This is a genomic window from Hugonella massiliensis, assembly GCA_001486445.1.
Classification (GTDB): Bacteria; Actinomycetota; Coriobacteriia; order Coriobacteriales; family Eggerthellaceae; genus Hugonella; species Hugonella massiliensis.
In genome coordinates this window covers 1-24,038 of the sequence record LN908981.1, presented here as the reverse complement: position 1 = coordinate 24,038, position 24,038 = coordinate 1, and the positions used below count along the sequence as shown (strand labels likewise).

At 63.8% G+C, this 24,038-nt stretch carries 23 protein-coding genes; 5 read left to right on the top strand and 18 right to left on the bottom strand.

The window, feature by feature from the left end; translation table 11 throughout:
- Window positions 1-77: 77 nt before the first annotated feature.
- The 15 genes from BN3270_RS00160 to BN3270_RS00090 form a co-directional block, all read right to left on the bottom strand.
- The gene (locus BN3270_RS00160) at window positions 78-2,531 is read right to left on the bottom strand and encodes a U32 family peptidase (protein WP_334258418.1); all 2,454 of its coding nucleotides are present in this window, start codon (window positions 2,529-2,531) and stop codon (window positions 78-80) included.
- Window positions 2,532-2,535: 4 nt separating this feature from the next.
- Window positions 2,536-3,042 carry a hypothetical protein gene (locus BN3270_RS00155; RefSeq protein ID WP_058985104.1) on the bottom strand — a complete coding sequence of 169 codons (507 nt, stop codon included), beginning with the start codon at window positions 3,040-3,042 and terminating at the stop codon, window positions 2,536-2,538.
- A gap of 129 nt (window positions 3,043-3,171) precedes the next feature.
- On the bottom strand, window positions 3,172-5,427 hold the full coding sequence (locus tag BN3270_RS00150; RefSeq protein ID WP_167551298.1) for a transglycosylase domain-containing protein: 2,256 nt from the start codon (window positions 5,425-5,427) through the stop codon (window positions 3,172-3,174).
- A gap of 152 nt (window positions 5,428-5,579) precedes the next feature.
- Complete coding sequence (gene argH / locus BN3270_RS00145; RefSeq protein WP_058985102.1) at window positions 5,580-6,974, bottom strand: argininosuccinate lyase; 1,395 nt, start codon at window positions 6,972-6,974, stop codon at window positions 5,580-5,582.
- Between the two features lie 74 nt (window positions 6,975-7,048).
- Complete coding sequence (locus BN3270_RS00140; RefSeq protein ID WP_058985101.1) at window positions 7,049-8,269, bottom strand: argininosuccinate synthase; 1,221 nt, start codon at window positions 8,267-8,269, stop codon at window positions 7,049-7,051.
- A gap of 169 nt (window positions 8,270-8,438) precedes the next feature.
- Window positions 8,439-8,867, bottom strand: a complete 429-nt coding sequence (locus tag BN3270_RS00135) for an arginine repressor (RefSeq protein WP_058985100.1) — start codon at window positions 8,865-8,867, stop codon at window positions 8,439-8,441.
- Window positions 8,868-8,996: 129 nt separating this feature from the next.
- Entirely contained in the window at window positions 8,997-10,205 is a 1,209-nt protein-coding gene (locus BN3270_RS00130; RefSeq protein ID WP_058985099.1) for an aspartate aminotransferase family protein, read from the bottom strand.
- An 11-nt stretch (window positions 10,206-10,216) separates the two neighbouring features.
- Window positions 10,217-11,164 (bottom strand): acetylglutamate kinase, encoded by a 948-nt coding sequence (argB, locus tag BN3270_RS00125; protein ID WP_058985098.1) that lies wholly within the window; start codon window positions 11,162-11,164, stop codon window positions 10,217-10,219.
- The gene (gene argJ / locus BN3270_RS00120) at window positions 11,161-12,426 is read right to left on the bottom strand and encodes a bifunctional glutamate N-acetyltransferase/amino-acid acetyltransferase ArgJ (protein ID WP_058985097.1); all 1,266 of its coding nucleotides are present in this window, start codon (window positions 12,424-12,426) and stop codon (window positions 11,161-11,163) included. The genes argB and argJ overlap by 4 nt, the downstream gene beginning before the upstream one ends.
- Before the next feature lie 10 nt (window positions 12,427-12,436).
- Entirely contained in the window at window positions 12,437-13,501 is a 1,065-nt protein-coding gene (gene argC / locus BN3270_RS00115; RefSeq protein WP_058985096.1) for an N-acetyl-gamma-glutamyl-phosphate reductase, read from the bottom strand.
- Between the two features lie 136 nt (window positions 13,502-13,637).
- Window positions 13,638-14,231: a TetR/AcrR family transcriptional regulator gene (locus tag BN3270_RS00110; protein WP_058985095.1), complete on the bottom strand. Its 594-nt coding sequence runs from the start codon at window positions 14,229-14,231 to the stop codon at window positions 13,638-13,640.
- 50 nt (window positions 14,232-14,281) lie between these two features.
- Window positions 14,282-15,628 carry an MFS transporter gene (locus BN3270_RS00105; RefSeq protein WP_058985094.1) on the bottom strand — a complete coding sequence of 449 codons (1,347 nt, stop codon included), beginning with the start codon at window positions 15,626-15,628 and terminating at the stop codon, window positions 14,282-14,284.
- On the bottom strand, window positions 15,582-16,661 hold the full coding sequence (locus BN3270_RS00100; RefSeq protein WP_058985093.1) for a DMT family transporter: 1,080 nt from the start codon (window positions 16,659-16,661) through the stop codon (window positions 15,582-15,584). The genes BN3270_RS00105 and BN3270_RS00100 overlap by 47 nt, the downstream gene beginning before the upstream one ends.
- 214 nt (window positions 16,662-16,875) lie before the next feature.
- Window positions 16,876-18,021, bottom strand: coding sequence for a serine/threonine protein kinase (locus tag BN3270_RS00095; RefSeq protein ID WP_058985092.1), 1,146 nt, complete (start codon window positions 18,019-18,021; stop codon window positions 16,876-16,878).
- Between the two features lie 546 nt (window positions 18,022-18,567).
- Window positions 18,568-19,002, bottom strand: a complete 435-nt coding sequence (locus tag BN3270_RS00090; RefSeq protein WP_167551297.1) for a nitrous oxide-stimulated promoter family protein — start codon at window positions 19,000-19,002, stop codon at window positions 18,568-18,570.
- 138 nt (window positions 19,003-19,140) lie between these two features.
- On the opposite strand from BN3270_RS00090, the gene BN3270_RS00085 reads away from it, so the two are divergent.
- Window positions 19,141-19,569 (top strand): FKBP-type peptidyl-prolyl cis-trans isomerase, encoded by a 429-nt coding sequence (locus BN3270_RS00085; RefSeq protein WP_058985090.1) that lies wholly within the window; start codon window positions 19,141-19,143, stop codon window positions 19,567-19,569.
- Between the two features lie 99 nt (window positions 19,570-19,668).
- On the opposite strand, the gene BN3270_RS00080 is transcribed toward BN3270_RS00085, so the two are convergent.
- The 3 genes from BN3270_RS00080 to hslO all read right to left on the bottom strand — a co-directional run bounded on the left by BN3270_RS00080 (window position 19,669) and on the right by hslO (window position 21,617).
- A complete protein-coding gene (locus BN3270_RS00080; protein WP_058985089.1) occupies window positions 19,669-20,097 on the bottom strand; it encodes a methionyl-tRNA formyltransferase in 429 nt (142 codons plus the stop codon).
- Window positions 20,098-20,309: 212 nt separating this feature from the next.
- Window positions 20,310-20,639, bottom strand: coding sequence for a heavy metal-binding domain-containing protein (locus BN3270_RS00075; protein ID WP_058985088.1), 330 nt, complete (start codon window positions 20,637-20,639; stop codon window positions 20,310-20,312).
- Between the two features lie 66 nt (window positions 20,640-20,705).
- Window positions 20,706-21,617: an Hsp33 family molecular chaperone HslO gene (gene hslO / locus BN3270_RS00070; RefSeq protein ID WP_058985087.1), complete on the bottom strand. Its 912-nt coding sequence runs from the start codon at window positions 21,615-21,617 to the stop codon at window positions 20,706-20,708.
- A 186-nt stretch (window positions 21,618-21,803) separates the two neighbouring features.
- Between hslO and BN3270_RS00065 the strand changes: the two genes are divergently transcribed.
- From BN3270_RS00065 to BN3270_RS00050, 4 genes are all read left to right on the top strand, one after another.
- Window positions 21,804-22,562 carry a hypothetical protein gene (locus BN3270_RS00065; protein ID WP_058985086.1) on the top strand — a complete coding sequence of 253 codons (759 nt, stop codon included), beginning with the start codon at window positions 21,804-21,806 and terminating at the stop codon, window positions 22,560-22,562.
- A gap of 22 nt (window positions 22,563-22,584) precedes the next feature.
- Window positions 22,585-23,109, top strand: a complete 525-nt coding sequence (locus BN3270_RS00060) for a pyridoxamine 5'-phosphate oxidase family protein (protein ID WP_058985085.1) — start codon at window positions 22,585-22,587, stop codon at window positions 23,107-23,109.
- A gap of 85 nt (window positions 23,110-23,194) precedes the next feature.
- Window positions 23,195-23,518 (top strand): cupin domain-containing protein, encoded by a 324-nt coding sequence (locus BN3270_RS00055; RefSeq protein ID WP_058985084.1) that lies wholly within the window; start codon window positions 23,195-23,197, stop codon window positions 23,516-23,518.
- A gap of 20 nt (window positions 23,519-23,538) precedes the next feature.
- Entirely contained in the window at window positions 23,539-23,874 is a 336-nt protein-coding gene (locus tag BN3270_RS00050) for a cupin domain-containing protein (RefSeq protein WP_058985083.1), read from the top strand.
- Window positions 23,875-24,038: the final 164 nt, after the last annotated feature.

Below are 24,038 nucleotides of genomic sequence, written 5' to 3'. Positions count from 1 at the left end.
GACAAAAAGAGCTCGGACGGCCGTGGGCTGTGGGCCGTCCGAGCTTGCGCGTTTGCGAGTGCCGCAGGGGGGCGCGGCTACTGCACGCTGCGGAAGAGATGACCGGTCGTCGTGCCCGGAAGCTTCTGCACCGTATTGCCCTTCTGCGCGATGTTGCGGGCGCGCACGACGCGCGCCACGGCGTCGGCGGTTTCGCCCGTGTTGAGCAGGGTCGTATCGACCATGAAGGCCCGCACGCCCGCCGCGATCAAATCGGGCAGCGTGTGCACGATGTCGAGCGGTACCGCGTTGTAGAGATGGCTGCGGCCGCAGCAATCGGTGAAGACCGGCATCTCGTAGTCCTTGCGATCCTTCAGATAATGGGGGCTCTTACGACGAGCGCATACCGTACAGTTTCGGTCGCAGGGGCCCTGGCTCATGAGCAGGCAGTGCTCGGTGGTCATCATTTCGGTGGAACCGTACACGGTGATGCCCAGTTCGACGGACGTGTCGGATCCGATCTGCTCGATCTGGCCAAGCGTGAGCTCGGGCGAGAGCCACACGCGTTGGGCCCCCCAATCTTCGAGCAGGTTGACGGCCCAGGCGTTGAAGGCGGGCACATGGGGACCCACTTCAGGGGACGCCCCCAGCTCTTTGGCCCGCCACAGCTGGGCGAAGCTTTCGGCGAAAACGGGCTTGCCCGCCTTGACATAGTCCCAGGCGTCGAAGGCGAAGCGGGCCTCCCGCGTGCCGGGAATGGGGTCGTGGTCGGCCACGGGCAGAGCGATGACCGCCTTGTTGGGATAGCCCGCCTGGGCGACCGTGCCCGAAATCTGGCCCGCGACGAGCGACTCTCCGCGCTTGTAGTTGACCGCCGGCACGTAGACGACGTCGGCTCCGGCCTTTTTGGCCGCCCGCGCACAGGCGGCGTTGGTCGCCCACGCCGCAACGACGATCGACCCGCCGCGGCCCATACGGGCACGCTGGGGCGCCTTGGGAGCTTTGGGAAGGGTGCGGTCATGGTAGACGGCCAGCAAATCTTCTTCGAGCGCCCGGCTCGCCTGCGCACGTACCTTGTGAAGCTGGGAAAAGCCGATGCCCACGCCTTCATCGAGCTCGACGTCGAGGCGGGAAAGGGCAAAAGGCTCGTTGCCAAAGCGGTCGAGATGGGCGCGCACCTCGTCTTCGGAGACGGCCTTGGTGCGGGCGGCCTCGACGACGGGGCCTTCTGCGCAGCCGAACGAACCGTCGCTCGCCACGAGTTCGAAACGCACAGGCTCGCCGATACGCAGCACCGCCCTACCCTGAACGGGAACCTTGGGCGCAAGCGCGTCGTCGACGAAGGCCGCCTTGGCGCTGCGGACGCGAAAGACGCGGTCGCCAGGCCCCACCTTGCGCGAGAGCGCGATACGGGCGTCGCCGTTGGCAAGCAGGTCGCCTTCCGTCAGGGTACAGGCGAAGTGACCGCGATTGGTCCAGAATTCGAGGACGTCGCCGGCAGACAGCTCCTCTTCGGGATGCACGAGCACCGACCCCGCGCGCACCGAGGCCACGCGGCCCACAAAGACCCCGCGGTTGTTGGGGCGGCCGTAGCTCATCATCTGGTTGCCGTCGTCGTGCGTAAGGTAGGCCTGGGTGAAACCCCGGCTGAAGGCTTCGGAAAGGACGCGGTGCTCCTCTTCGGTGGCGCGCAGGCTTTCGGGCACGGCCGGCAGGTCGGCGCCTTCGGGCTGGGCGGAAAGCCAGGCCTCGGTGCGGTCGAGCACGTCGCGGTAGACGCCCACAACGGCCTGCACGTATTCGGGCGACTTCATGCGGCCCTCGATTTTAAGGGAGCCCGCCCCCGCCACGGCGAGTTCGGGGATAAGGTCGACCGTGCAGAGGTCCTTGGGCGACAGCAGGTGGTCGCCTTCGGACGGAAGGGGCTTTTTCACCGCTTTGTTGTGCAGCTCGTAGGGCAGGCGGCACGCCTGGGCGCACATGCCCCGATTGGCCGAGCGCCCGCCCACAAGCGACGACATGTAGCACTGGCCGGAATAGCAGATGCAGATAGCGCCATGGCCGAAGACTTCGGTGTCCATGCCGCGTTCAGCCGCAAGGGCCGAAAGCTCAGCGATTTCGGCGAGCTCGAGCTCGCGGGCGAAGGTAACGCGCGAGGCGCCGAGCTTGGCAGCCGCTTCGATGCCCGCGGCGTTGAGCACGTTCATCTGAGTGGAGATGTGCAGGTCGGCTTCGGGCAAGGTGCGGCGCATCTGGGCGGCCAGGCCCAGATCCTGCACGATAAAGGCGTCGACGCCCGCGCGATAGCCCTGGCGCACGACTTCCAGGGCCGCCTGGGCCTCGCTGGGGAGAATCGCGATGTTCACCGTGAGGTAGACGCGCACGCCGCGCAAATGGGCGTAGTCACAGGCCTCGCGCAGGGTGTCCATCGTAAAATTGTCGGCCCCGCGGCGGGCGTTGAAGCGATCGATTCCCAGGTAGACGGCATCGGCGCCTGCACGCACCGCAGCGTGCAGGCAGGCCATATTGCCCGCCGGTGCAAGCAGTTCCATACGGCTACTCATTCGAAATCTTCACGACCGCGTCGTCGGCGGCCTTCATCTTCTCGACGCCCGAATTGTAGGCGTTCTGGACATCGGAAAGACGCTGCTGGTAGCGAGCATCGCTTACCGACCCGTTCTGCACGTCGGTGTAGAGCTGCACGTAGGCCTTCATCGCATCGTCGAGGGTGCAGAGGGCGTCGACGTAGTCGTCTTTAACCGTTTGAAGACGGTCGGTCGCATCGGTGTTCTTGATGTCTTCGATGGTCTTGTCGACGGCAGACACCTTGGCCTGCATGGTCACGACGTCGCTGTCTGCCACGGCCTTTTGAAAATCATCGGCGGCGGTGCCGATTTCGGACACCTGCTGGTTGAGCGTTGCCATGTACTGGCGGTTCTGTGCCGCCGCCGAATCGTCGGCGCTTTGGGCCGTGGTGCTCGCGCATCCCGTCGCAAGCGCAAGGACGAGCGCGCCTGCGCTCACGCCAAGCGCAATCTGTTTGATCTTTGGTGAGATGTTCATTGAACCCTCTCGGTCGAAGTGGTAAAGCGGGCGCCGCCATGCGAAACGGCGCCTTGCATATCCCTGCAGAATAATGGAAGCGCGCTCTTAGGCGCAACGGAACCCCCTCGGGCGTTATCGACCCGTTGGCTAGCGCGCATAGGGGTTGGACGGGGCTTCATCGTCGCCCGAAGACCCCGAAGACGATCCTCCCCCGCCGTCTGTGCCCTCGCCGGACGCGGAACCGGAAGAGGACTCACTCGACGAGGAGGATTTGGACGACGTAGAGCCCTCGCTCGACGAGGATGACGAGGACGAGGAGCTGTCGCTTGCGCTGGAACGAGAGCTCTTGGAACTCTTGGAACTCTTGGAGCTCTTGGAACTCGAAGAGCTCGAGCTCGATTCATCGCTGTCGCTGGTCGAAGAGGAGTACGCGGAGAAGGGGCCGCTCGCTAGGCCCGAATAACTCGTAGCTCCCAGGGTGTCCTGCTCGTCGGAGGACAGGGTGCGCCAGGTGGGATCGCTCGCCGCATCCATGGGGAAGGATTCCGTCTTCGAAGACGAAAGGAGCTGGTTCAAGAAGTCGGAGAACATGTCGCTCGCGTCGTAGGAGGAGCTCATCTGCCGCTCTTCGCGGGCGCCTTCCCAACAGGCGACCGCATACTGGGGCGTGATGCCCACGAACCACTTATCGCGCCAGTTCTGGCTCGTGCCCGTCTTGCCGGCGACCGTCTGCCCGTTATCCAGGGCCGCGGCTTTGCCCGTGCCCTTGGTGACGACGCCCTCCATCACCTTTTCGAGCGCGTGGGCCGTTTCCTCGCTGATCACGCGCGTGCCCGTGGTGTCGGCCTGGAAGATAACCTTGCCGTTGGCATCGGTGATCTTTTCGACGGCCACGGCATCATGCTGGATGCCGCCCGTGGCGATCGTCCCGTAGGCGCCCGCCATCTCGCGCACGGTGACGCCCTGGGTGCCCAGGGTGATCGAGGGGACCGACTGCAAATCGCTTTCGATGCCCATGCGATGGGCGATGTCGACCACCTTGTCGGACCCGATGGCCGTGACCAGACGGGCGAAACCGGTGTTCGACGACAGGGCGAAGGCATCGGCGAGCGACAGGGTGCCGTAGTTATGTCCGCCGTAGTTTTCCACGGTCCAGGCCTGGGCGTGCTCGCCCATATCGATCGTGGCCGGCGAATTGCAGTCGACGTAGGTCTTGTTGGGGTCGATGCCGTTTTCGATCGCGGCCGCCAGGGTGAAGGTCTTGAACGACGAACCCGCTTGGCGTTGGGCCTGGGTGGCCAGGTTGTATTCGTTGGCGTTGTAGTCGCGGCCGCCCACGAGTGCGCGGATGTAACCCGTGCTCGGTTCGACGGCGACCAGGGCTGCTTCGACGTCCTTGTCGACTTGCTTGTCTTCGCGCGCTGCGGCTTTTTCGGCCGCGGCCTGGGCCTTGACGTCGAGCGTGGTGGTTACGGTAAGGCCGCCCTTGAAGACTTCGGCTTCGGAATACTGGTCGAGCAGGACCTGGCGCACGTAGCTCGTGAAGTAGGGGTATTTGTAGATGCCGCTCTCGGTGGTTTCGGTGACCTTGAGGTTGAGCGGTTCGCTGACCGCCTCGTCGTACTGGTCCTGGGTGATCACGTTATTGGACAGCATGCGGGCAAGCACCGTGTTGCGGCGGGAAAGCGCGTTGTCGGGATAGTTGATGGGGTTGTTATAGGTGGGCGACTGGGGAATGCCCACGAGCAGGGCCGCCTGAGCCAAGGTGAGGTCGCTTGCGTCGACCGAATAGTACTTCTTGGCCGCCGCCTCGATACCGTAGGCGCCCGACCCGTAGTTGACGGTGTTGAGGTACATGAGCAAGATATCGTCCTTGCTGTAGGACTCTTCGAGCTTGAGGGCGATGTAACCCTCGCGGACCTTGCGCTTGAGCGTCTGCTCGCTCATCTCGTCGGACAAGACCGTGTTGCGCACGAACTGCTGCGTGAGCGTGGAAGCGCCTTCGGTCGACCCGCCCGCCACGTTGTTGACGACCGCGCGGGCGATGCCGATCGGGTCGACGCCGTGATGCTGGTAGAAGCGCTCGTCTTCGGTAGCCACGGTGCCTTGGGTGACGTAGGGGCTGATGTCGGACAGGTTGCTGACCGGCTCGCGGTTTTCAAGGTAGAACTCGGCGAGCAGCGTGGTGCCGTCGTTGGCGTAGACGCGGGTCTTCTGCGCCAGGTTGTAGGAAGACGCGTCCTGGTAGTCGGGAAGGTCTTCGAGCCACGACGAGGCAAGCGCATAGGTCGCGCAACAGCCCGCGATGATGAGGGCCGCGAACGCGACCACTATATAGAGAACGGGAATGTACCTTCTGCGGTTTCGGGTGCCGGGGCGGTTTTTCAGTGCACGAGATGCCATACGACCTCCTGGGTAATCAGGCATATTCTAGCATCCGCGCCCCCGCATGCCCCCGCGCCTCGGGCCCCTTCCCCATTTTGCATACGAGCAACATGCAGCGCCCGCCCGCAGACTGCGGACGGGCGCTGTCGTAGAGGCGAAAGGAGGGACCGCTAGGCGGAAAGGGCGGCCTCGTCGGCGGACAGACGCGCCTCGACCTTCTTCAGCTGTTCGGCCACCGCAGACGCACCCGTGCCGCCTTCGGTCGTACGGGCGTCGACGATCGCCGGCAGGTCGAGAGCCCCGGTGATGTCGTCTTCGAAGAGGTCGCTCTCCTTTTTGAAGTCGGCGAGCGTGAGGTCGTCGAGGGAGCAGCCCCGCTTCTCGCATTCCAGCACCAGATGGCCCACCACGGCGTGGGCGTCGCGGAAGGGCATGCCCTTCTTCGCCAGGTAGTCGGCCACGTCGGTGGCAGCCATGTGGCCCTTGCGCGCCGACTCCATCATCGCATCGGGATGAATAGTCGCCGTGGCGATCATGCCCGCCATGCAGCGCATCGAGTCGACGAGGGTGTGGGCGGCGTCGATCACGCCCTCCTTGTCTTCCTGCATGTCCTTGTTGTAGGCCAGCGGCAACCCCTTCATCGTGGTGAGCAGGGCCACGAGGTCGCCGTAGACGCGGCCCGACTTGCCGCGGATGAGCTCGGCGAAATCGGGGTTCTTCTTCTGCGGCATGATGCTCGAACCGGTGGAGTAGGAGTCGGACAGGGTGATGAAGGCGAACTCCTGGGTCGACCAGAGAATGACCTCTTCGGCCAAGCGCGACAGGTGCATCATCGACACGGCGCAGGCGTAGTCAAGATCGAGCAGGAAGTCGCGGTTGGACACGGCGTCGAGCGAGTTGGCCGTAGGACGGGCGAACCCCAGCTCGCGCGTGGTCATCTGACGGTCGAGCGGGTAGGTGGTGCCGGCCAGAGCGGCGCTGCCGAGCGGGTTCTCGTCGGCTTGGTCCAGCGCGAACTGCAAGCGGGCGAAATCGCGCGAGAACATCCAGAAGTAGGCGAGCAGATGATGGCTGAAGAGCACCGGCTGGGCGTGCTGCATGTGGGTGTAGCCGGGCATGACCACGTGGGGATGGGCAACGGCCTGGTCGACAAGGGCATGGCGCAGGGCGACGTTGCCCTTCATGATCTGCGCGCACAGCTCCTTGGCGAGCAGGCGGGTATCGGTGATGACCTGATCGTTGCGGCTGCGGCCCGTGTGCAGACGGGCGCCCGCGCTGCCGATGCGGCGGGTGAGCTCGGCTTCGACGGCCATGTGGATGTCCTCGTCGTTGATGTCGAACGTGAAGTTACCCGCTTCGATGTCGTGCAGGATGCCTTCGAGACCCGCGTCGATCTTCTGCTGGTCTTCGGCGGAGATGATCCCCTGAGCGGCGAGCATTTTCGCGTGCGCGCGGCTCCCGGCGATGTCCTCGGCGTACATGTGCTTATCGACCGGCAACGACGCGCCGAAACGCTGGGTGAAATCGTCGACGCCCTCTTCGAATCTGCCGCCCCACAATGCCATATGCGAATCCTTTCTTCGTGCACCCGCATGGGTGCGAAGCGGCCGGCATCGAGCCGGCCGCCGTGGTTGTCGTCTTAGTTCTGATGAGCCGAGGGGCCCTGAATCCGGGCCCAGGTGGTGTTCTGCAGGCCGTTGATGTACATGAAGCCCTCGGAGTAGGACCGATCGAAGGTATCCCCCTCGCCGTAGGTTGCCAGGTCGAAGTCATAGAGCGAATAAGGGCTCTGGCGACCGACGACCGTGCAGTTGCCCTTGTAGAACTTGATCCGCACGGTACCGGTAACGAACTTCTGCGTGTCGGCCATAAAGGCGTCGAGCGCGTTCTTCAGCGGCGAGTACCACTGACCGTAATAGACGCATTGGGACCACAGGTGCTCGAGATCGAGCTTGGCATGCATGGTCTCGCGGTCGAGCGTGACCGTTTCGAGAGCCTTGTGGGCCAGAATGATCGCGCTACCGGCGGGCACTTCGTAGCACTCGCGCGACTTCACGCCCACGAGCCGGTTCTCGACCATGTCGAGGCGGCCGTACCCATGTTTGCCGGCAATCTTGTTGAGCTCGATGATCAGCTCGAGCAGGGAAAGGTTCTGGCCGTTGAGGGAGACGGGCGTGCCCGCTTCGAAGCCGAGCTCGACGTATTCGGCTTCGTCGGGGGCGTCTTCCGGATCGACCGTAAGCGTCCACACGTCCGAAGGCGGCTCGTTGTTGAGGTCTTCGAGCACGCCGCACTCGATGGCCCTGCCCCACAGGTTGTCGTCGATGGAATAGGGGGATTCGACGGTGGCGGCTACCGGCACCCCGTTGGCCATGGCGTAGGCCATTTCGTCTTCACGGGTGAGCAGGTTCCAGCTGCGCACGGGAGCGAGGATGTCGATCGAAGGGTCGAGCGCCTTGATCGAGTTCTCGAAACGCACCTGGTCGTTGCCCTTGCCCGTACAGCCGTGGGCGATGTATTTGGCGCCGAACTTGTGGGCGACGTCGACCATCTTCTGGGCGAGCAGCGGCCGCGACAGGGCCGACAGCAACGGGTAGGTGTTTTCATAGAGACCGTTGGCCGCAATGGTTTTGGTGAGATAGTGGTTGGCGTATTCGTCGCGCAGGTCGACGGCTTCGGAGTCGATCGCGCCGAGCGAGAGGGCCTTCTTCTTGATGGCTTCGAGATCCTGCTCGTCTTGGCCGACGTTTCCGCAGATGGCGATGACATCGAGGTTCATTTCGGTTTGCAGCCATTTCACGCACACCGAAGTATCGAGGCCGCCGGAATACGCAAGTACAACTTTATCTTTGGTCGTCATGATGAGACATCCTTTCACAGCTTTACGCTGTAAGTTTTCACAAGGGTACAGAGTGGGCGCCGTAGATTGCGGCTGTGCATGCCATCGGGCGCACTAGTGCGCAGGCATCGTGACACGCTGTGGGATTATGGACGCGCTTAAGCGCGCCGCTCGCTACAGAAACAGACGACTAGCGTCGTCGCAGCCCGTTGAGCGTACCCATGATTCGGGTAGCGTCTTCAGGAGAAGCGGCTGCGAGCAGAATGGTGTTGTCGCCGGCTACGCTGCCAAGAGCGCCCGGGATACCTACGCTATCGATAGCGCCTGCCACGCCCGACGCTGCACCGGGAGCCGTGGTGACGACCACAAGCTGGAGCGTCGTATGGATGTCTTCGACCAGATCGGCGACCATGCGCTGCATGCGCATGTCTTCGGGGAGGACGTAGAAGCCCTCTTGGGACTTGAGCAGCCCCATGTCGGTGATGTCGCGGGAGATGGTGGCCTGAGTGCAATCGTAGCCCTGAGCCTGAAGCTTTTCGGCAAGCTCGCGCTGCGTGCGAATCTGGTCGCCGCGCACGATCTCCCGAATCACATCATGTCTCTGGGTGCGTTTTTTCATGGCCTCCGGAAATCCCCGTCCTAGTATCCAATAAAGCGTTATGCAAACGTGCCGTTATACAGAGACACGCTGCATAACGCTTTGTTTTATGCAGAACATTTTATAGCAGACTTCGCGGAGCGCAAGGCGCTACTTCACGATGGACGCCAACTTCTTCACAAGTACATCAATATCGGCGGTCGAGCAGATAAGCGGCGGAAGGAAGCGCAGGGTGGCGGGACCGGTGGCGTTGAGGAGCAAACCCGCCCCAAGACCTGCGGAAACGATATCGGGCGCCGACATCTCCCCCACCACGTCGCAGGCGACCATAAGGCCGCGGCCCCGCACGTCGGTTGTGAAGGGAAGGGCTTCCAAAGCGTCGCGCAAGTAAGCGCCGACCGTCTGGACGTTTTCGAGAATATGCTCCTGCGCCAGCGCTTCCAGGGTTGCCGAAGCCGCGGCGATCGCAAGGTTGCTGCCGCCGAAGGTGGAGCCATGATCACCGGGCGCGAAGGCCTGGGCGACGTGGGCGCGCGCCGCGCAGGCCCCCATGGGGAAGCCGCCCGCGATGCCCTTGGCCATCGAAAAGATGTCGACCTCGATGCCGAACTGCTGGAAGGCGAAAGGCGTGCCCGTGCGGTAGACGCCCGTCTGCACTTCGTCGCAGAGCATGAGGGCCCCATGGTCGCGGCAGAGCTGGGCGGCGCGGGCCAGGTAGTCCGGCGTGCAGGGATGAACGCCGGACTCGCCCTGGATGCATTCGAACATGAAGCCGCAGATCGCGTCGCCCTGCTCTTCAAAAAGGGCTTCGAGAGCGGCGACGTCGTTTTGCGGCACGGCCACGAAACCGCCGGGAAGCGGCTGGAAGAGCTCCTGCTTGGCGGGCTGGGCCGTGGCGGCGAGCGTTTCCATCGTGCGGCCGTGGAAGCTGCGCTGCAAGGTGACGATCGTGGAAGCCGCCCGTCCCTGGCGCTTCGCATAAGCGCGGGCGAGCTTCATCATGCACTCGTTGGCTTCGGCGCCCGAATTGGCGAAGAAGGTTTGCCAATCTTCGGCACCCTCCCCCGCGTTGAAGTTGGCCAGATTTGAAATGGTGCGGGCGAGTTCGCCGCGTTGCTCGATGTAGTAGTAATTGCTCACGTGCATGAGCGTGGCCGCCTGCTTCTGGATGGCGGCGACGACGGCCGGGTGGCAGTGCCCGAGCGCGTTGACGCCGATGCCGCCGATGAAGTCGAGGTAGGATTTGCCCTCATCGTCGAAGACCTCCATACCCTCCCCGCGCACGAGCTCGACGGGCTTGCGGCCGAAGGTGTGCATGACGTAGCGGTTTTCGAGGTCCCGTTCTGTTTCGAAGCTCACGATGGTCCTTTCTAGTGGTTCACGGTCAGTTTCTTGGCGAAACCGCCGATGGGATGCATTTCGTTGACGTAGCTTTCGGCCGTGCGGTGAATCACGGTGCCCACGCCCGAAGAGGTGAGCAGTTCGAGCAAGAGGGAATGCGGCACGGTGCCGTTGATGATATGGGCACGCGTGACGCCCGCATCGAGCGCTTCCACGCAGGCGCGCAGCTTGGGCAGCATGCCGGTGGAGATGGCGGACCGGTCGATCATGTCCTGGGCTTCGTCACGCGTGAGGTTGGAGATGAGCGTCGACTTATCGTTGAAATCGAGGTAGAGGCCGTCGACGTCGGTGAGCATGATGAGCTTGTGGGCGCCGATTGCGCCGGCGATGGCCCCGGCGGCAAGGTCGGCGTTGATGTTGAAGTAGCCGTCGTCCTCGCCGTAGGCCACGCCGCCCACCACGGGGATGAAGTCGTCGCCGATGAGAGCTTCAAGGTATTCGGTGTTGACCTTGGTGATCGTGCCCACGCGCCCCAGGTCGGGGTCGCTCTGCCGGGCGATAAGCGTTCCGCCGTCGCTGCCCGAGACGCCCACGGCCAGGTTGCCGTGCCAATTGATGTCGTGCACGAGGCTTTGGTTCACGTCGCCGATCAGCACCATCCGCACGAGGTCCATGGCCGCGTCCGACGTGACGCGCAGGCCGTTTTTCCATTCGACGGGCATGTCGAAGCGCTCCATAGCTTCTGAAATGGCCTTACCGCCCCCGTGGACGATGATTGGGTTCATGCCGATGATCTTGAGCAGGACGATATCGGTCATCACCTCGCGGCGCAGGGCGGAATCGACCATGGCCGAACCGCCGTACTTGATGACGACCGTTTTGCCGGTTACCTCTTTGATCCACGGGAGGGCGTCGACAAGGGCGTTGGCCGCGCTTTCGAAGGTTTCGGGCTTCTGGGTGTCGCGTGAGAATTTCATGACCGGTAATCTCCATTGATCGTAACGTAGTCGTGCGAGAAATCGCAGGTCCACACCGTGGTGGCGGCATCGCCGGCACCGAGGTCGACGACGATTTCGATTTCGGGGGCCTCGAAGCGCGCGAGAGCCTCGTCTTCGTCGAAGGGCACGGGCAGGCCCTGCCGCATCATGGGCAGTCCGGCGAGGTCGATGCTCACCGCGCCCGGGTCGAAGGAGGCCCCCGACCGCCCGGCGGCAGCGGCGATGCGGCCCCAGTTGGCATCGTGGCCGAACACGGCCGTCTTCACGAGCGGGGAGTTGGCGATCGTACGGGCGCAGGCATCGGCGTCGGCGTCGGTCGCGGCGCCCGTAACGCGCACGGTGACGAGGCGCGTGGCGCCCTCGCCGTCGGCCGCCTGCATGCGGGCAAGGCACGTGCAGACGGCAAGCAGGGCGCTACGAAACTCTTCGAAGGCGGGCGTTCCCACCGCGAAAGCCTCGTGCTTGCCGCAAGCGGCCGCCCCGCTTGCGAGCAGGAAGGCCGAGTCGTTGGTCGAGGTGTCGGAATCGACGGTAATCTTGTTGAAGGTGCGGTCGGCCACGTAGGTCAGTGCCGCGTGCAGGGCCGGACCGGTAAGGGGCGCGTCGGTCGTGAGCACGGCGATCATCGTCGCCATGTTGGGCATGATCATCCCCGAACCCTTCACCATGCCACCCACCGTGAAGCGGGCGCCCGCAAGCGAGGGGTCGGCGCTTTCGTAGGCGACGGCGCATTCCTTGGGATGCGTGTCGGTGGTCATGATCGCGCGCGCGGCAGCATGCCCCGCTTCGGGCGTGGCCGCGGCCTGGGCATGCATGCCCGGCAGGGCCTCTTCGAAGGGGTCGAGCGACAGCTGGACGCCGATGACGCCGGTGGAAGCCACGAGCACGTCTTCCGCGGCGCAGCCTATCGCGCACGCAGCGAGCTCGGCCGAGCGCTCGGCGCGAGAGAGCCCCTCGGGGCCGGTGGCGGCATTGGCAATGCCCGAGTTCACCACCACGGCACGCGCGGTGCCGTACCCCACGCCGCCGAATTGGGCGCGGTCGAACAGGACGGGCGCCGCGCAGAAGGCATTCTGCGTGAACACGCCCGCCGCGGGAAAGGGCTCGTCGGCTTCGACGAGCGCGAGGTCAAGACGGCCGGGATCCTTGCGGAAGCCCGCATGGGCGCCTGCGGCCTTGAAACCCCGCGCGCTCGTGACGGTGCCGCCGTCGATGAAGGTAAAGCGCGTATCTTCGCACATGGCGCACTCCTCACACGGGAAGGGACAGAGACGTAAGGCCGCAGGTTTCAGGCAGGCCGCACACGATGTTGGCGCACTGCACCGCTTGGTCGGCTGCGCCCTTGCCCAGGTTGTCGATTGCCGCGACGGCGATAAGCGTACGCGTGTCGGCGTGGTAGGTCACGCCCACCTGTGCCCGGTTGGACCCGGCCACGCTGTCGGTGCGGGGCATGGCGCCCCCTTCGAGCACCTGGACAAAGGGCCGTCCCGCATAGAACTCCTTATAGAGGGCCGTGGCCGCTTCGGGCGTCATGCCCGATGCCGCTTCGGCGGGGACCTGCATGGTCACCGTGGAGAGCAGGCCGCGACGCATGGGAACCAGGTGGGGAACGAACACCACGCGCCCGGCAAGGCCGAGGATCTGCTCGATTTCGGGCGTGTGCCGGTGCTTGAGCACCCCGTAGGCTTCGGCATTGCCCGCCGCCGCGCAAAAATGGGTGCGCGCCGTGGGCTTCTTGCCCGCCCCGGTCACGCCGGAAATGGCCTGCACGTTGAGTACGCCTTCGATCAGGCCGGCATGCACGGCCGGATATGCCGCAAGCGAGGTGGCCGTGGGAAAGCAACCGGCGCAGGCCACGAGCACGGCCTGTCCTGCCGCATGGCGCGCGGCCGCGGCGGCGATTTCGTCGGCGGCGATTTCGGGCAGACCGAAAGCCGCGCGAGCGAGCAGGTCGGGCGACGTATGAGGCGTGCCGTACCAGGCCTCGTAGACGGCGGGGTCCTTCAAGCGATAGTCGGCCGAAAGGTCGATCACCGTCACGCCCGCGTCGATCAAGGCCGGAGTTTGGGCGAGACTGGCCGTATGGGGCACCGCGAGAAAGGCGATGTCGCAATCGAGCAGCGAGGGATCGGCATGGGGAGAGAAGACGATATCGGTTACGCCGGTAAATGCCGGGTAGACCGCATCGAGACGGGATCCGGCGTCGGCATCGCTCGTGATGACCGAAAGCTCGAACGAAGGATGCTCGACGATTCGTCGAACCAGTTCCACCCCTGCGTAACCTGCTGCGCCGACAACGGCGACCCTGTAAGCCATGTTCCCTCCTTTGTTCGCTTGCGTATGCGATATTTTGATATATTCATTCGCTTTTATGCGATTTATAGAAGATAGCACAATCAGCTATGCAGTTGTGAATATTCGCATCGTCTCTACGGAAGACAGCCGAGAGACTCTAGCAGGATTGGGAGGCGCCCAGCAGATCGAAGGCGTCGGTGAGCACCCGGCGCGCCACTTCGCGCACCGGGTTGCCTTCGGAAATACCTGCAACAGCAGCACCGTCGACCAGAGCGCTCACGATGCTCGGGTCGACTTCGGGATAGCCGGCGCGCGCAAGAATGCGAGCGTTGGCTTCGGAGAGGCGCACGCGGCCCCGCCGATAGACGGCGGTCACCACCTTGGACTGGGCAGCCATGATGAGCTGTGCGTAATGGGCGGCCGGCACGTCGAACTGTTCGGGCAGGCAGGCGCGCAGGAGGAGGGCCACCACCTGCGCACGCGCCTCTTCGGGCGCCATGGCCTCCGCGGCGTCGGCGGCCTTCTCGGCGCGTTCTGCCCATGCGCGCATATTGAATTCGGCCGCCTCTTTAAGCACCTCGTCTATCGAATCGAAGTAGTAGCCCACCGCCGACGACGCCGCCCCGGCTTTTTTGGCCACATTGCGGTAGGTCACCGCCTGGGGCCCTTCTTCGCGCAGGATGATCGCCGCCGCAACCACCAAGGAGGAACGCGTCATCTGGGCTTTGACCGATAACTGTTTCGCTGCCATCGTTTCCCCTTGTTTCGTCTACCGTCTGCCGGGCGCAGGCGCGCCTTCGATTACTCGACCTCGGAAAGGTCCATGCCCGTGTGCTCGTGCGAGAGCGCCATCGCCACGAAGGCTATCGCACCGATCGCCACCATGTAGTAGGCGGGCGCGATGGGGTCGCCCGAAGCTTCGATAAGCGCGAAGCTGATGAAACTTGCCGAGCCTCCAAACAGGGCATTTGCGAGATTAAAACTGAATGCGAATCCAGAATAGCGCACATTCGTGGGGAAGGTTTCCGTAAGATAGCTCGAAAGCGTCCCATCGTTGATGGTGAGCAGGAAGCACAATCCCAGCTCGCAGACGAGCACGATCATGAAGTGCATGGTGCCGAACAGGTGGAAAGCCGGCACCGTGAAGACGATGAAGCCCACGCAGGCGATGATGAGCATCTTCTTGCGCCCGACCTTATCGGAAATGCGTCCCGACACGAAAATGAATCCGATATAGAACACGAGACAGACCGTGGTGATGAGCGACGCGAGCGCCGAGTCGAAGGACAGGGTCGTCTCGAGGTAGTTGGGGATGTAGGTGAGCACCATGTAGAAGCCCACCGCATTGAGCATACAGGCACCGAAGCAGATGATCACCTTGCGCGGATAGGCGCGCAGAAGGGTGCGAATGGGCTTGTCGGTGCCCTGCCCCTGTTCGACGTCTTTGCGCATGGCCTCATACACCGGCGAATCTTCGAGATGCGTGCGGATGTAGTGGGTGATCAGCCCCAAAGGCGCGGCGAGCAGGAAGGGGATGCGCCAGCCCCATTCGACGACGAAGGGAGAGCTCGACCCCCACACCCCGTAGAGGAAGGTGGCGAAGAGCGACCCGGTGAGCAGACCTACCGCCGTGGATGCAGGCACCATCGAGCAGTAGAACCCGCGATGGTCTTTGGGAGCGTACTCGGCGATGAAGGTCGCCGCGCCCGCATACTCCCCCGACGCCGAAAAGCTCTGCACAACGCGGCAGGCGAGCAAGAGGGCCGGCGCGGCGGCACCCACCACCGCGTAGCCCGGCAGGCAGCCCACCATGAAGGTCGCGCCGCTCATCAGCAGGATCGACATCGACAACGCCCACTTGCGGCCTTTCTTGTCGCCCATGTTGCCCCAGAAGACGGCGCCGATGGGACGCACGAGAAAGGCAAGGGCGAAGACGGCGAAGGTGTACATGGTGGCCACCATCTTGTCTTCGCTCGGGAAGAAAACCACGGCGATGACCGTCGCAAGGTAGGAATAGCTCGCGTAGTCGAACCATTCGATGAAGTTGCCCAAGAAGGACGAGAACGTGACGCGCTTGAGCGTGCGGTGCTTTTCCTCGCCGCTATAGTCCCTGGGCTGCGTGCGCGTCGATGCAGTCGGTTCGCTCATTGCCGGCATCCCCCTTCGAATTGCTGCCGCCGGAGTTTCGCGCGCCGATCATACCCTTGACGGCGGGAATCGCACCGCCGCCCACGATAAGCACCGTTCCGATAACCGTGTTCACCGTGAAGGCTTCCCCGAAGATTACCAGACCGATGAAGAGGGCCACGGGCACTTCCCAGTAGGCGATCGTCGAGTAGTCGGCCGCCGGCAGGTTACGCCCCGCCGCAAGCAGCAGGCCCAAGGCGACCGGACCGCAAACGATCCAGAAGACGACGGCGGCAATCCAGTTGGCGGTGGTAAGGTGCAGGTCGAGCGCCCAGGTGGATGCAGCGAGGCCCGAAGTGCCCATGAAATTCATGATCAGCGTCAGGCTCCCAGCGCCCAGGGCGGCGAAGATGAAGTTCCACACCCCGCGCGCCGTGGTGTCGGCGTCCTTACGGTACCCGTTGAAGAACATGCTCGCGCCGTAGAAAACGCCGGAGAGCAGACCGAACATGTCGCCTACGCCCTTCTGCGGGAATTCGGGCGTGGACACCTCGAAGTTGAGGTCGACGCGGAAGCCGTTGGCGCCGAAGCCCACCAGGCCCTCGGCAAAGAGCATGCCCACGAACACCGCCGCCAGGCAGATCCATTGAAGTTTGCTCATGGGCTCTTTTCTGAAGATGCGCGCCAAAATCACGCAGAAGACCGGCCCCGTGTAGATGAAGAGCACCGCGTTGGCCACCGACGTCATGAGCGTCGAGGTGACGTAGCAGGCGAGCGAAAGGCCGATCATCAGACCGCCCAGGGCGATGGCGGGCGTGAGCTTGAGCTTCTTGAAGACGCCCGCCTTATGGGTGGCGAACAGGAGTATTACGAAAAAGAGGATGCCCATGGACATTCGGCCGGTGGCCATGAGGGCGCCCACGCTGTCGCCGGCGTTGAGGCCCTTCGTTCCGTCGAGGAAATCGGTGCGCGTTGCCGCGCGCGAGAGCAGGGGCACCAAGCCCATGCCCGTAGCGGAGAGGAGCATGGCGATGGTGCCCCACTTTCGGTTCATCTTGTATTCACCGTGCGCGGACCCTTCCTGGTTCGCGGCAAATTATTCATTCATCATTCCCTCCTTGTAACGTAGGCGCCAAGCGGACGGAGCGGCGCAACGTAAGCGGAAAGCAGAGAAGCCCGGCATCCGAATGGAATACCGGGCTCCTCCTCTCATGGGGTCCTAGGAATGCGTCGCGCAACGCCCTAGGAAGTCGGTGAACGGCTAGCGATTACTCCCACATTTCGGGACGAACGAGCGTGGGGTCCTTCACCCTGTTGGGGAAGTAGTCCTCGCAGGTGCCCTCGCGGTAGACGTCTGCCGTGGAGCAGTGCAGGCCGCCGCCGAAGGGGTAGGCGTCGCGCAGGTCGCAGGGGATGACGTTCATGCCGAGCTTGTCCATCTGCTCCATCTGGTAGACTTCCGAGGCCTCGACGATGACCGTCTTGGGGTCGAGCACGAGGCAGTTCATGGACAGCCAGACCGAGCTGTAGCAGAGCTCGGGCGGCGTGTCGTGCGCCGGCTGGGCGGCGTCGACGATCTGCCAGTCGTTGGCCTCGAAGATCGCGCGCTGCTCTTCGGGCAAAGGCCGCACCGGGTTGTTGATGATCAGGCCCGGGCGCAGCGGCACGAAGGTCGCGTCGATGTGGATCGGATAGGGGTCGCCGGGGAAGTTGACGGCATGGATGCGCAGGTCGGGATAGTAGCGCTGCATCCAGTCCATGGCGGCGCGGTTGGTGGTCAGGCCGTGCTGGACGAAGATGTCCTTGCCCATGCGCATCCAGTCGGCGGCGTCCCACATGGGCTCGACCTCGGTGGTCACGAAGTCCTTGGCGGCGGTGCGCTTCAGGCGCTCCTCGAGGGTGATCGACTCGTCGTAGTAGTTGTGCTTGTAGGACTTGTCGGTCAGGCGCGGGCGCGGGGCCTGGGTCCACTTGAACTCGGGGTCCTCCTCGAAGTACTGCTCCATGAGAGGCCAGTAGGCCAGGTACTCGAAGTAGCGGCAGCGGAAGCTGTTGGCCGAGGCCATGATCTCGTTGCCCACGGTGAGCAGGATGTCGCGCGGGGGCATGCAGCCCATCATGGAGTCGTTGCGGAAGTCGGGCGTGGCGATCGCCTGGTTCCACTGCAGGGGCGTCGGGCGGTCGACGATGACGCCGCGGTCCTCGAGAATCTTGACCAGGCGGTCGAGCGCGGCGTTGCCGGCCTCAACGGTGCGGGTCGGACGCGGGCCCCACATGCCGCGCATGTCGGAGTCGACGGGCACCTTTTCGGAAGTGGCGGGCTCTTCGGGCGGGATCATGCCGAAATCGCAGCGGCCTACGATGACGCGCTTCAGCGGATCCCAGTCATTCCAAGAGTTGACGATTTTGGGCATTTGAGTCTCCTTTCGTCCGAGGCCACATTGACGGCCTCTTTTGAAAACAAACCGTGACCAATACGTGAGCGACATGCGGGAAAGACGACATCTGCGGGCTGCCGGCAAAGCCCTGTGCGGACGACCTCTCCTTGCCTCCGCTTCTGGGCCGAAGTATATGCCGTTTTTTGTGCATGTGCAATATTTTTTTGAATTTTTTTGGAATACTTTTCACTGTAAGGTACATTTTGCCTGATAGGACAGATAGTTAGATAAGACTATTTTATTCGGTTGCATAATTTTGAAGCTAAAAGATGATCTTTTCGAGCCGCGTCGGAGAGGTTTTTGCGCCGTTTTCGCGCATGGGCGAGACGCGGGTCGCCCGACGGGCGGCCGCGCAAGCAGCCCCTGGGCGCCGTTTGCGCGCAAGAGCGGTAACGAGGAACAAAGCGCCGCGTACACAAGCCGGCTGGACACCCCGCCGCACGCAGAAAGAGCCGCGCGAGCGCAGCGGCAAAGGGAAACGAGTGCGTTCGAAAGATGTCCGGCTACCCCGGGCAGATCGCGCTAGGCGCGGGTGGCACGCGCCTTCTTGGCGCGACGAGTGTCGCGCAGGTGCGTGAGGGCGCCCAGGGGATCGTGGAAGATCATACGGGGACCCGCATAGCGCATGGCCGCGCGCACGCGATCGCGCATGGCCGGGCTGTAGCAATGCGTGGTGCACGAGCTGCAGAAGGTCTTTTCGGCCATATGCGGGCAGTGGTCGATGCGCGTGAAACAGTATTCCGTGAGTGCGCGGCAGTCGGGGCACATCCCCGCGACCGCGGCCTGCACCTTTTCGGGCATAACGGCAGCGAAGGCAGGCACAGCCGCACCGTTGGCGGGTCGACCGCCATGGCGGTTGCCCGCGCAGTAGATGCCCACCATTTGGGCAAGAGTCGCTTTCTCGCGATAGACGCGCTCTTCGATGCTGTCGTAGCTCTGTGGATTTCCGGTCGCCATAAGGCGCATGGTAGCACGGGCCCCAACCCGCGCGCATGGGGGTATTCCCCCATCGAGGGCACGAGAACGGCGAAGCGATATAATGGCCCAACGAGCTCCGCGCGACACGCGCGGTTCAATTGAGTGAAAGGCGTCTTCATGAGCAACGAAGGCAAGAAGGTTAAAGTACACTACGTCGGCACGCTCGACGACGGAACCAAATTCGACTCGTCCATCGACCGCGGCGAACCCATCGAATTCACCTGCATGGCCGGCCAGATGATCAAGGGCTTCGACGAAGCCGTGAAAGACATGGCCCAGGGCGAAACCAAGAATGTGCACATCCCCGCCGACCAGGCCTACGGCCCGCGCGACGAATCTCTGATCCAGCGCGTGCCCACCGACACCATCCCCAACGTCGACCAACTGCCCGTGGGGCAAACCGTCTACTTCCAGGGACCCATGGGCCAGCCCATCCCCGCCAAGGTCGTATCGATCGAAGACGGCGTGGCCACCTTCGATTTGAACCACGAGATGGCCGGCAAGGACCTCAACTTCGAAATCACCCTGGTGGAAATCGAAGACTAGGCATCCGCGCACGACCGCCCGCGCACACGAAGGCCCGCTCTCTAACGCGAGAGCGGGCCTTTGCCGTTCGTGAGCGGGTTCTCGTGCGCGGGCGGGGCGCTAGCAGACCTTGGAACCGGCGGGAATCTTGTCGTCGACCATGAGCAGGTTGACCACTTCGTCGTCGCCGCGCAGGCGTTCGCCCGAAAGCAGCATGCCGCAGGATTCGACGCCCATCATCTTGCGGGGCGGGATGTTCACGATGGCCACGAGCGTTTTACCCACCAGATCTTCGGGCTCGTAGAAAGGATGCATGCCCGAAAGGATCGTGCGGTCGGTGCCCGTGCCGTCGTCGAGCGTGAACTGCAGGAGCTTCTTGCTCTTGGGCACGGCGACGCAGTCCTTCACCTTGACCACGCGCATATCGCAGGCGCAGAAGTGATCGAAGGTGACGTCTTCGGTGGCAAGGGGCTCGATCGTGTAGGGGTTCGCGGACGCAGGCACGGCGGTTTCGGAGGCCTCGTCGGCAGGCTGAGCGACGTCTTCCATAGCAATCCTTTCGTTTGGAAACGGGTTCGTTGCCTGTTAGGGTAGCAAATGGAGGCCATTGCGGGGCGCATCGCCCTTATGCCGTAGGCACCCTGCATCCGGCGCCCTTCCAACGCAGAGGGAACGCCGCGCTCACGACCACGAACACCAACCCGCAGTTGCGCACGAGCGGCGCCTGGCCGCCCCCGTCGTCACAAGGCGCCGATGCGGCGCTAGGAAATCTTCTCGAGCGTAACGGCCGTACCGGTGGCGCTCACCATGAGCATGCTGCCGCCTTCGCCGAGCGTTTCGTAATCGATGTCGACGCCTACAATCGCGTGCGCGCCTTTTTCCGCGGCACGACGCTCCATTTCTGCCAGAGCCTCGTCGCGGGCCTTTGTGAGCTCTTCCTCATAACCGCCCGAACGACCGCCCACGAAGTTGCGGATGCCGGCTGTGAAATCGCGAATGAAGTTGACGCCGTTCACGACCTCGCCGAACACGATGCCGTAATACCCGGTGATGCGGTAGCCGTCGACGGTGGGAGTGGTGGTGACGATCATGAGAGTTCCTTTCATAAGGAGAGCGCGCCCCGTATGGCGCGCTTGGGGGACAGGAGTCGAAACCGGTTAGTCGGCGAGCAGGGCCTCGAGGCGGGCGGGGTCGAACACGTAGCGCTTGCCGCAGAAGTTGCAGGTGGTCTCTGCCGGCTCGCCCTTTTCGACCATGTCGGCAAGCTCGGCGCGGCCCAAGGCGCGCACCGCCCGTTCGGCCCGGTCCTCGTTGCAGCCGCAGTGGAAGGACGCCGGCATGACCTCGAGCTCTTCGAAGCCCATGCCGGCAAGGACGCGCTCGAGCATATCGGCGGGCGCCAAACCCTCTTCGAGCATCTGCGTAATCGAGCTCACGCGCTTGACGTTGGCCTCGAGCGCGTCGACCACCTCGTCGGTAGCGCCGGGCATAAGCTGCACGATGAAACCGCCCGCCTGACGCACCGAGGTGTCGCGGTTGACGAGCACGCCCACGCCGAGCGAGGTGGGCACTTGGTCGCTCATGGCAAAGTAGTAGGACAGGTCGTCGCCGATTTCGCCAGAGGTCAGCTCGACCTGGCTCGAATAGGGCTCGATGCCGGGCTGGTCGCGCACGACGGTAAGGGTTCCGCGGCCGAGGCCGCCGCCCACGTCGAGATGGCCCACCGCGTTCAGCGGCAGCCAGGCATGCGGGTTATGGGCGAAGCCCTTCACCTGCCCCCGGTTGTTGGCCGTCACCGTAAGGCCGCCCACAGGGCCGTCGCCTGCGACCGTGAGCGTGATGAGCTCGTCGGGGCTCTTGAAGAGGGCGCCCATCATCTGACCGGCCATCATGAGCCTGCCGAGGGCCGCCGTCACGAGCGGACTCGTGCGGTGGATTTCGTGCGCCCTCTGCACGGTGGACCGGGCGGACACGGCGATGGCGCGCACCTGGCCTTCGGCAGCGACGCCCCGCACGATATGGTCGCCCGCGCGCACGCTGCTTTCGAAATCGATCACGTTGGTGTTCATGAAGCTACGTTCCTCTCGTCTTGCGTAATGGTGGGAAGAATAGCGCACGGCCCGCAATCGCATCACACATGCGCGCGCAACGTGAACGATTCGTTTTCCTTTCGACACGAGCAGGCGGAATATGGGACACTGCGGGAAACGGGCAGAGCGCGCCGGGCAAAAGGCGCGGCAGGGAAAGGAGCGCGCATGGCACGGTCGGTCGCCGACAACGCGGAACGCGCGATCTACGCCTGCATCTGCAGCCGCAACGGTGTGAAGGCGCGCGAGATCGCCTCCGCCTGCGGCTTGGCCAAGAAAACCGTCAACCGCTACCTCTACACCTCCCCTTTCATCTGCGACTTGTGCTACCACGATAGCGACTGGCGCTGGTACGGCCTCGTTCACCAGGGCTTTCCCCACGAGGGGCTGGCCGATTACTGCGGCTGGTACGGCACGGCGGCCGACTTCCTAGCCACCGGCGAAGACGCCTGGCTCTGCGCCCTCGAAGCCGGGTGCGCCCGCATCGGCCGCAACCTGAACGACACGAGGGGCCTCATCCACTCCTTCCGCGACGAATACGCGACGGTCACGCGCCTCTTCAGCGACCTCGACGACCTTGACTTTGCCGGCTGGGAGCTCTGCTTCGAAGTGCGCATCAAGCGCGGCCGACGGGTACGCATCTACACCGACGTGCTCGTGATCGCGCCCGGGTGGGCCTTCTCGCTGGAATTCAAGATGAAAGACACTATCGAGCCCGAAGAGGTGGCGCAGGCAGCCAAATACGCACCCTTCCTGGAAGTGGTCTTGGGGCCCGGGGTCAACGTGGTGCCCGCCCTCGTGCTCACGCGGGCGACCGACCTGTTCACCTTCGAAGCGGTGCCGGCAGGCGAAGGAGAGATTGCCGTCTGTTCGGGCGACATGCTCTTCAACGTCTTCGACGAGTACCTGGAATTCCTTGCGCGGTAACATACGGTCAGGAGGCGATTCCATGGATTACGAAGAGGCTGCACGCTATTGGGAAAAGCGAGACGAGCACGGGACGAAAGCGCCCGATGCGCGCGAGCGGCTCGAGGCTTTTTTGGCGGCGAGGCACGTGTGCGCCCTGGCGACGGGACACGGCGACGCGGTGCGGTGCACGCCGATCGAGTACGGATGGCACGACGGGGCCTTCTGGCTCTTTTCGGAAGGCGGGCGCAAGTTCGCCCACCTGGCGCACAACCCACACGTATGCCTGGCCGTGTTCGATTCGTCGAGCGAATTCGGCTCGCTGCACAGCGCGCAGGTTCAGGGGACGGCGACGATCGTCGAGCCGTTTTCGGCCGCGTACCTGCAGGCGCTCGCGGCCAAGCATATTCCCGAAGAGGCCGCACGCAAGGCGGGCGGGCGACTGCACCTGATCAAGGTGGTGCCCGAAGAAGCCGATTTCCTCGATTCGAGCCTGCGCGCAGACGGCTACAGCGTCCGCCAGCACATCGTCTTCTCGGGCGCGTTCGTCGGTAAGAAAACCTCGTAGGGCTCGTTGCAACGGCAACGTACGCGCTCGAGCGCGCGCCGTATGCTCGTGCCGAAAAGCACGAAGCCCCAGCAAAGGAGCACCGATGAAGAACCTTCCCACCGACCATGCCGCTCCCCTGGCCAGCCTTGCCACCTGCAAGCCCGGCCAGGTATCGAGCCGCCAGTTCACCACCTCCGATGCCGCCAACGCCCTCCTGCTCGCCTTCGGCGAGGGCGAGAGCGTGAGCGAGGAAACCTATCCGGGCGACACCCTCTACCTGGGCGTCGAGGGCACGGCCGTCATATCCCTGCCCGACCGGGCCGAACGCGTGCCGTCCGGCAGCGCTTTTCTGGTGCCCGCCGGCGTGCCCCACGCCGTGTCCGGCGAGGGCGCCTTCAAAATCTTCCAGCTCAACGTGAACGCATAGACTGCGAGAAAGGACCCGTCATGGCCGACCTCATCAAGAACATAGACAAATCCACCGTATTCGAAATCGCCGGCATCGCCGACTGCGAACCGGGCGCCGTAAACAGCGTGACCCTTGCCCAGCAGCCGGGCTGCAAGATGACCGTGCTCGCCTTCGGCGACGGCGAGTCGATCGCCGCGCATTCCGCCCCGGGCGACGCGCTCGTGACCTGCATCGCCGGCAAAGGCGAAGTAACGCTCGAAGGTGTGCCGCACGTGCTCACCAAGGGCCAGGCCATCGTCATGCCCGCCGGCGCCGAGCATGCGGTGCGCGGCATCGAGGGCTACAAGATGCTGCTCACCGTGGTGAAGGCATAGGAGGCAAGAGGGCCCTCCCCTTCTGGCGCACCCCTGAAACGAAACGCGGCCTGCCGGGCGAAGAGCCGGGCAGGCCGCGTTTTTCGTTGCACGCTTGACGTTGTCACACGGATGCGTTAGCGGCGCGCGTGCTTGCCGCGGCGCCGGGCGCCCAGGGCGACGGC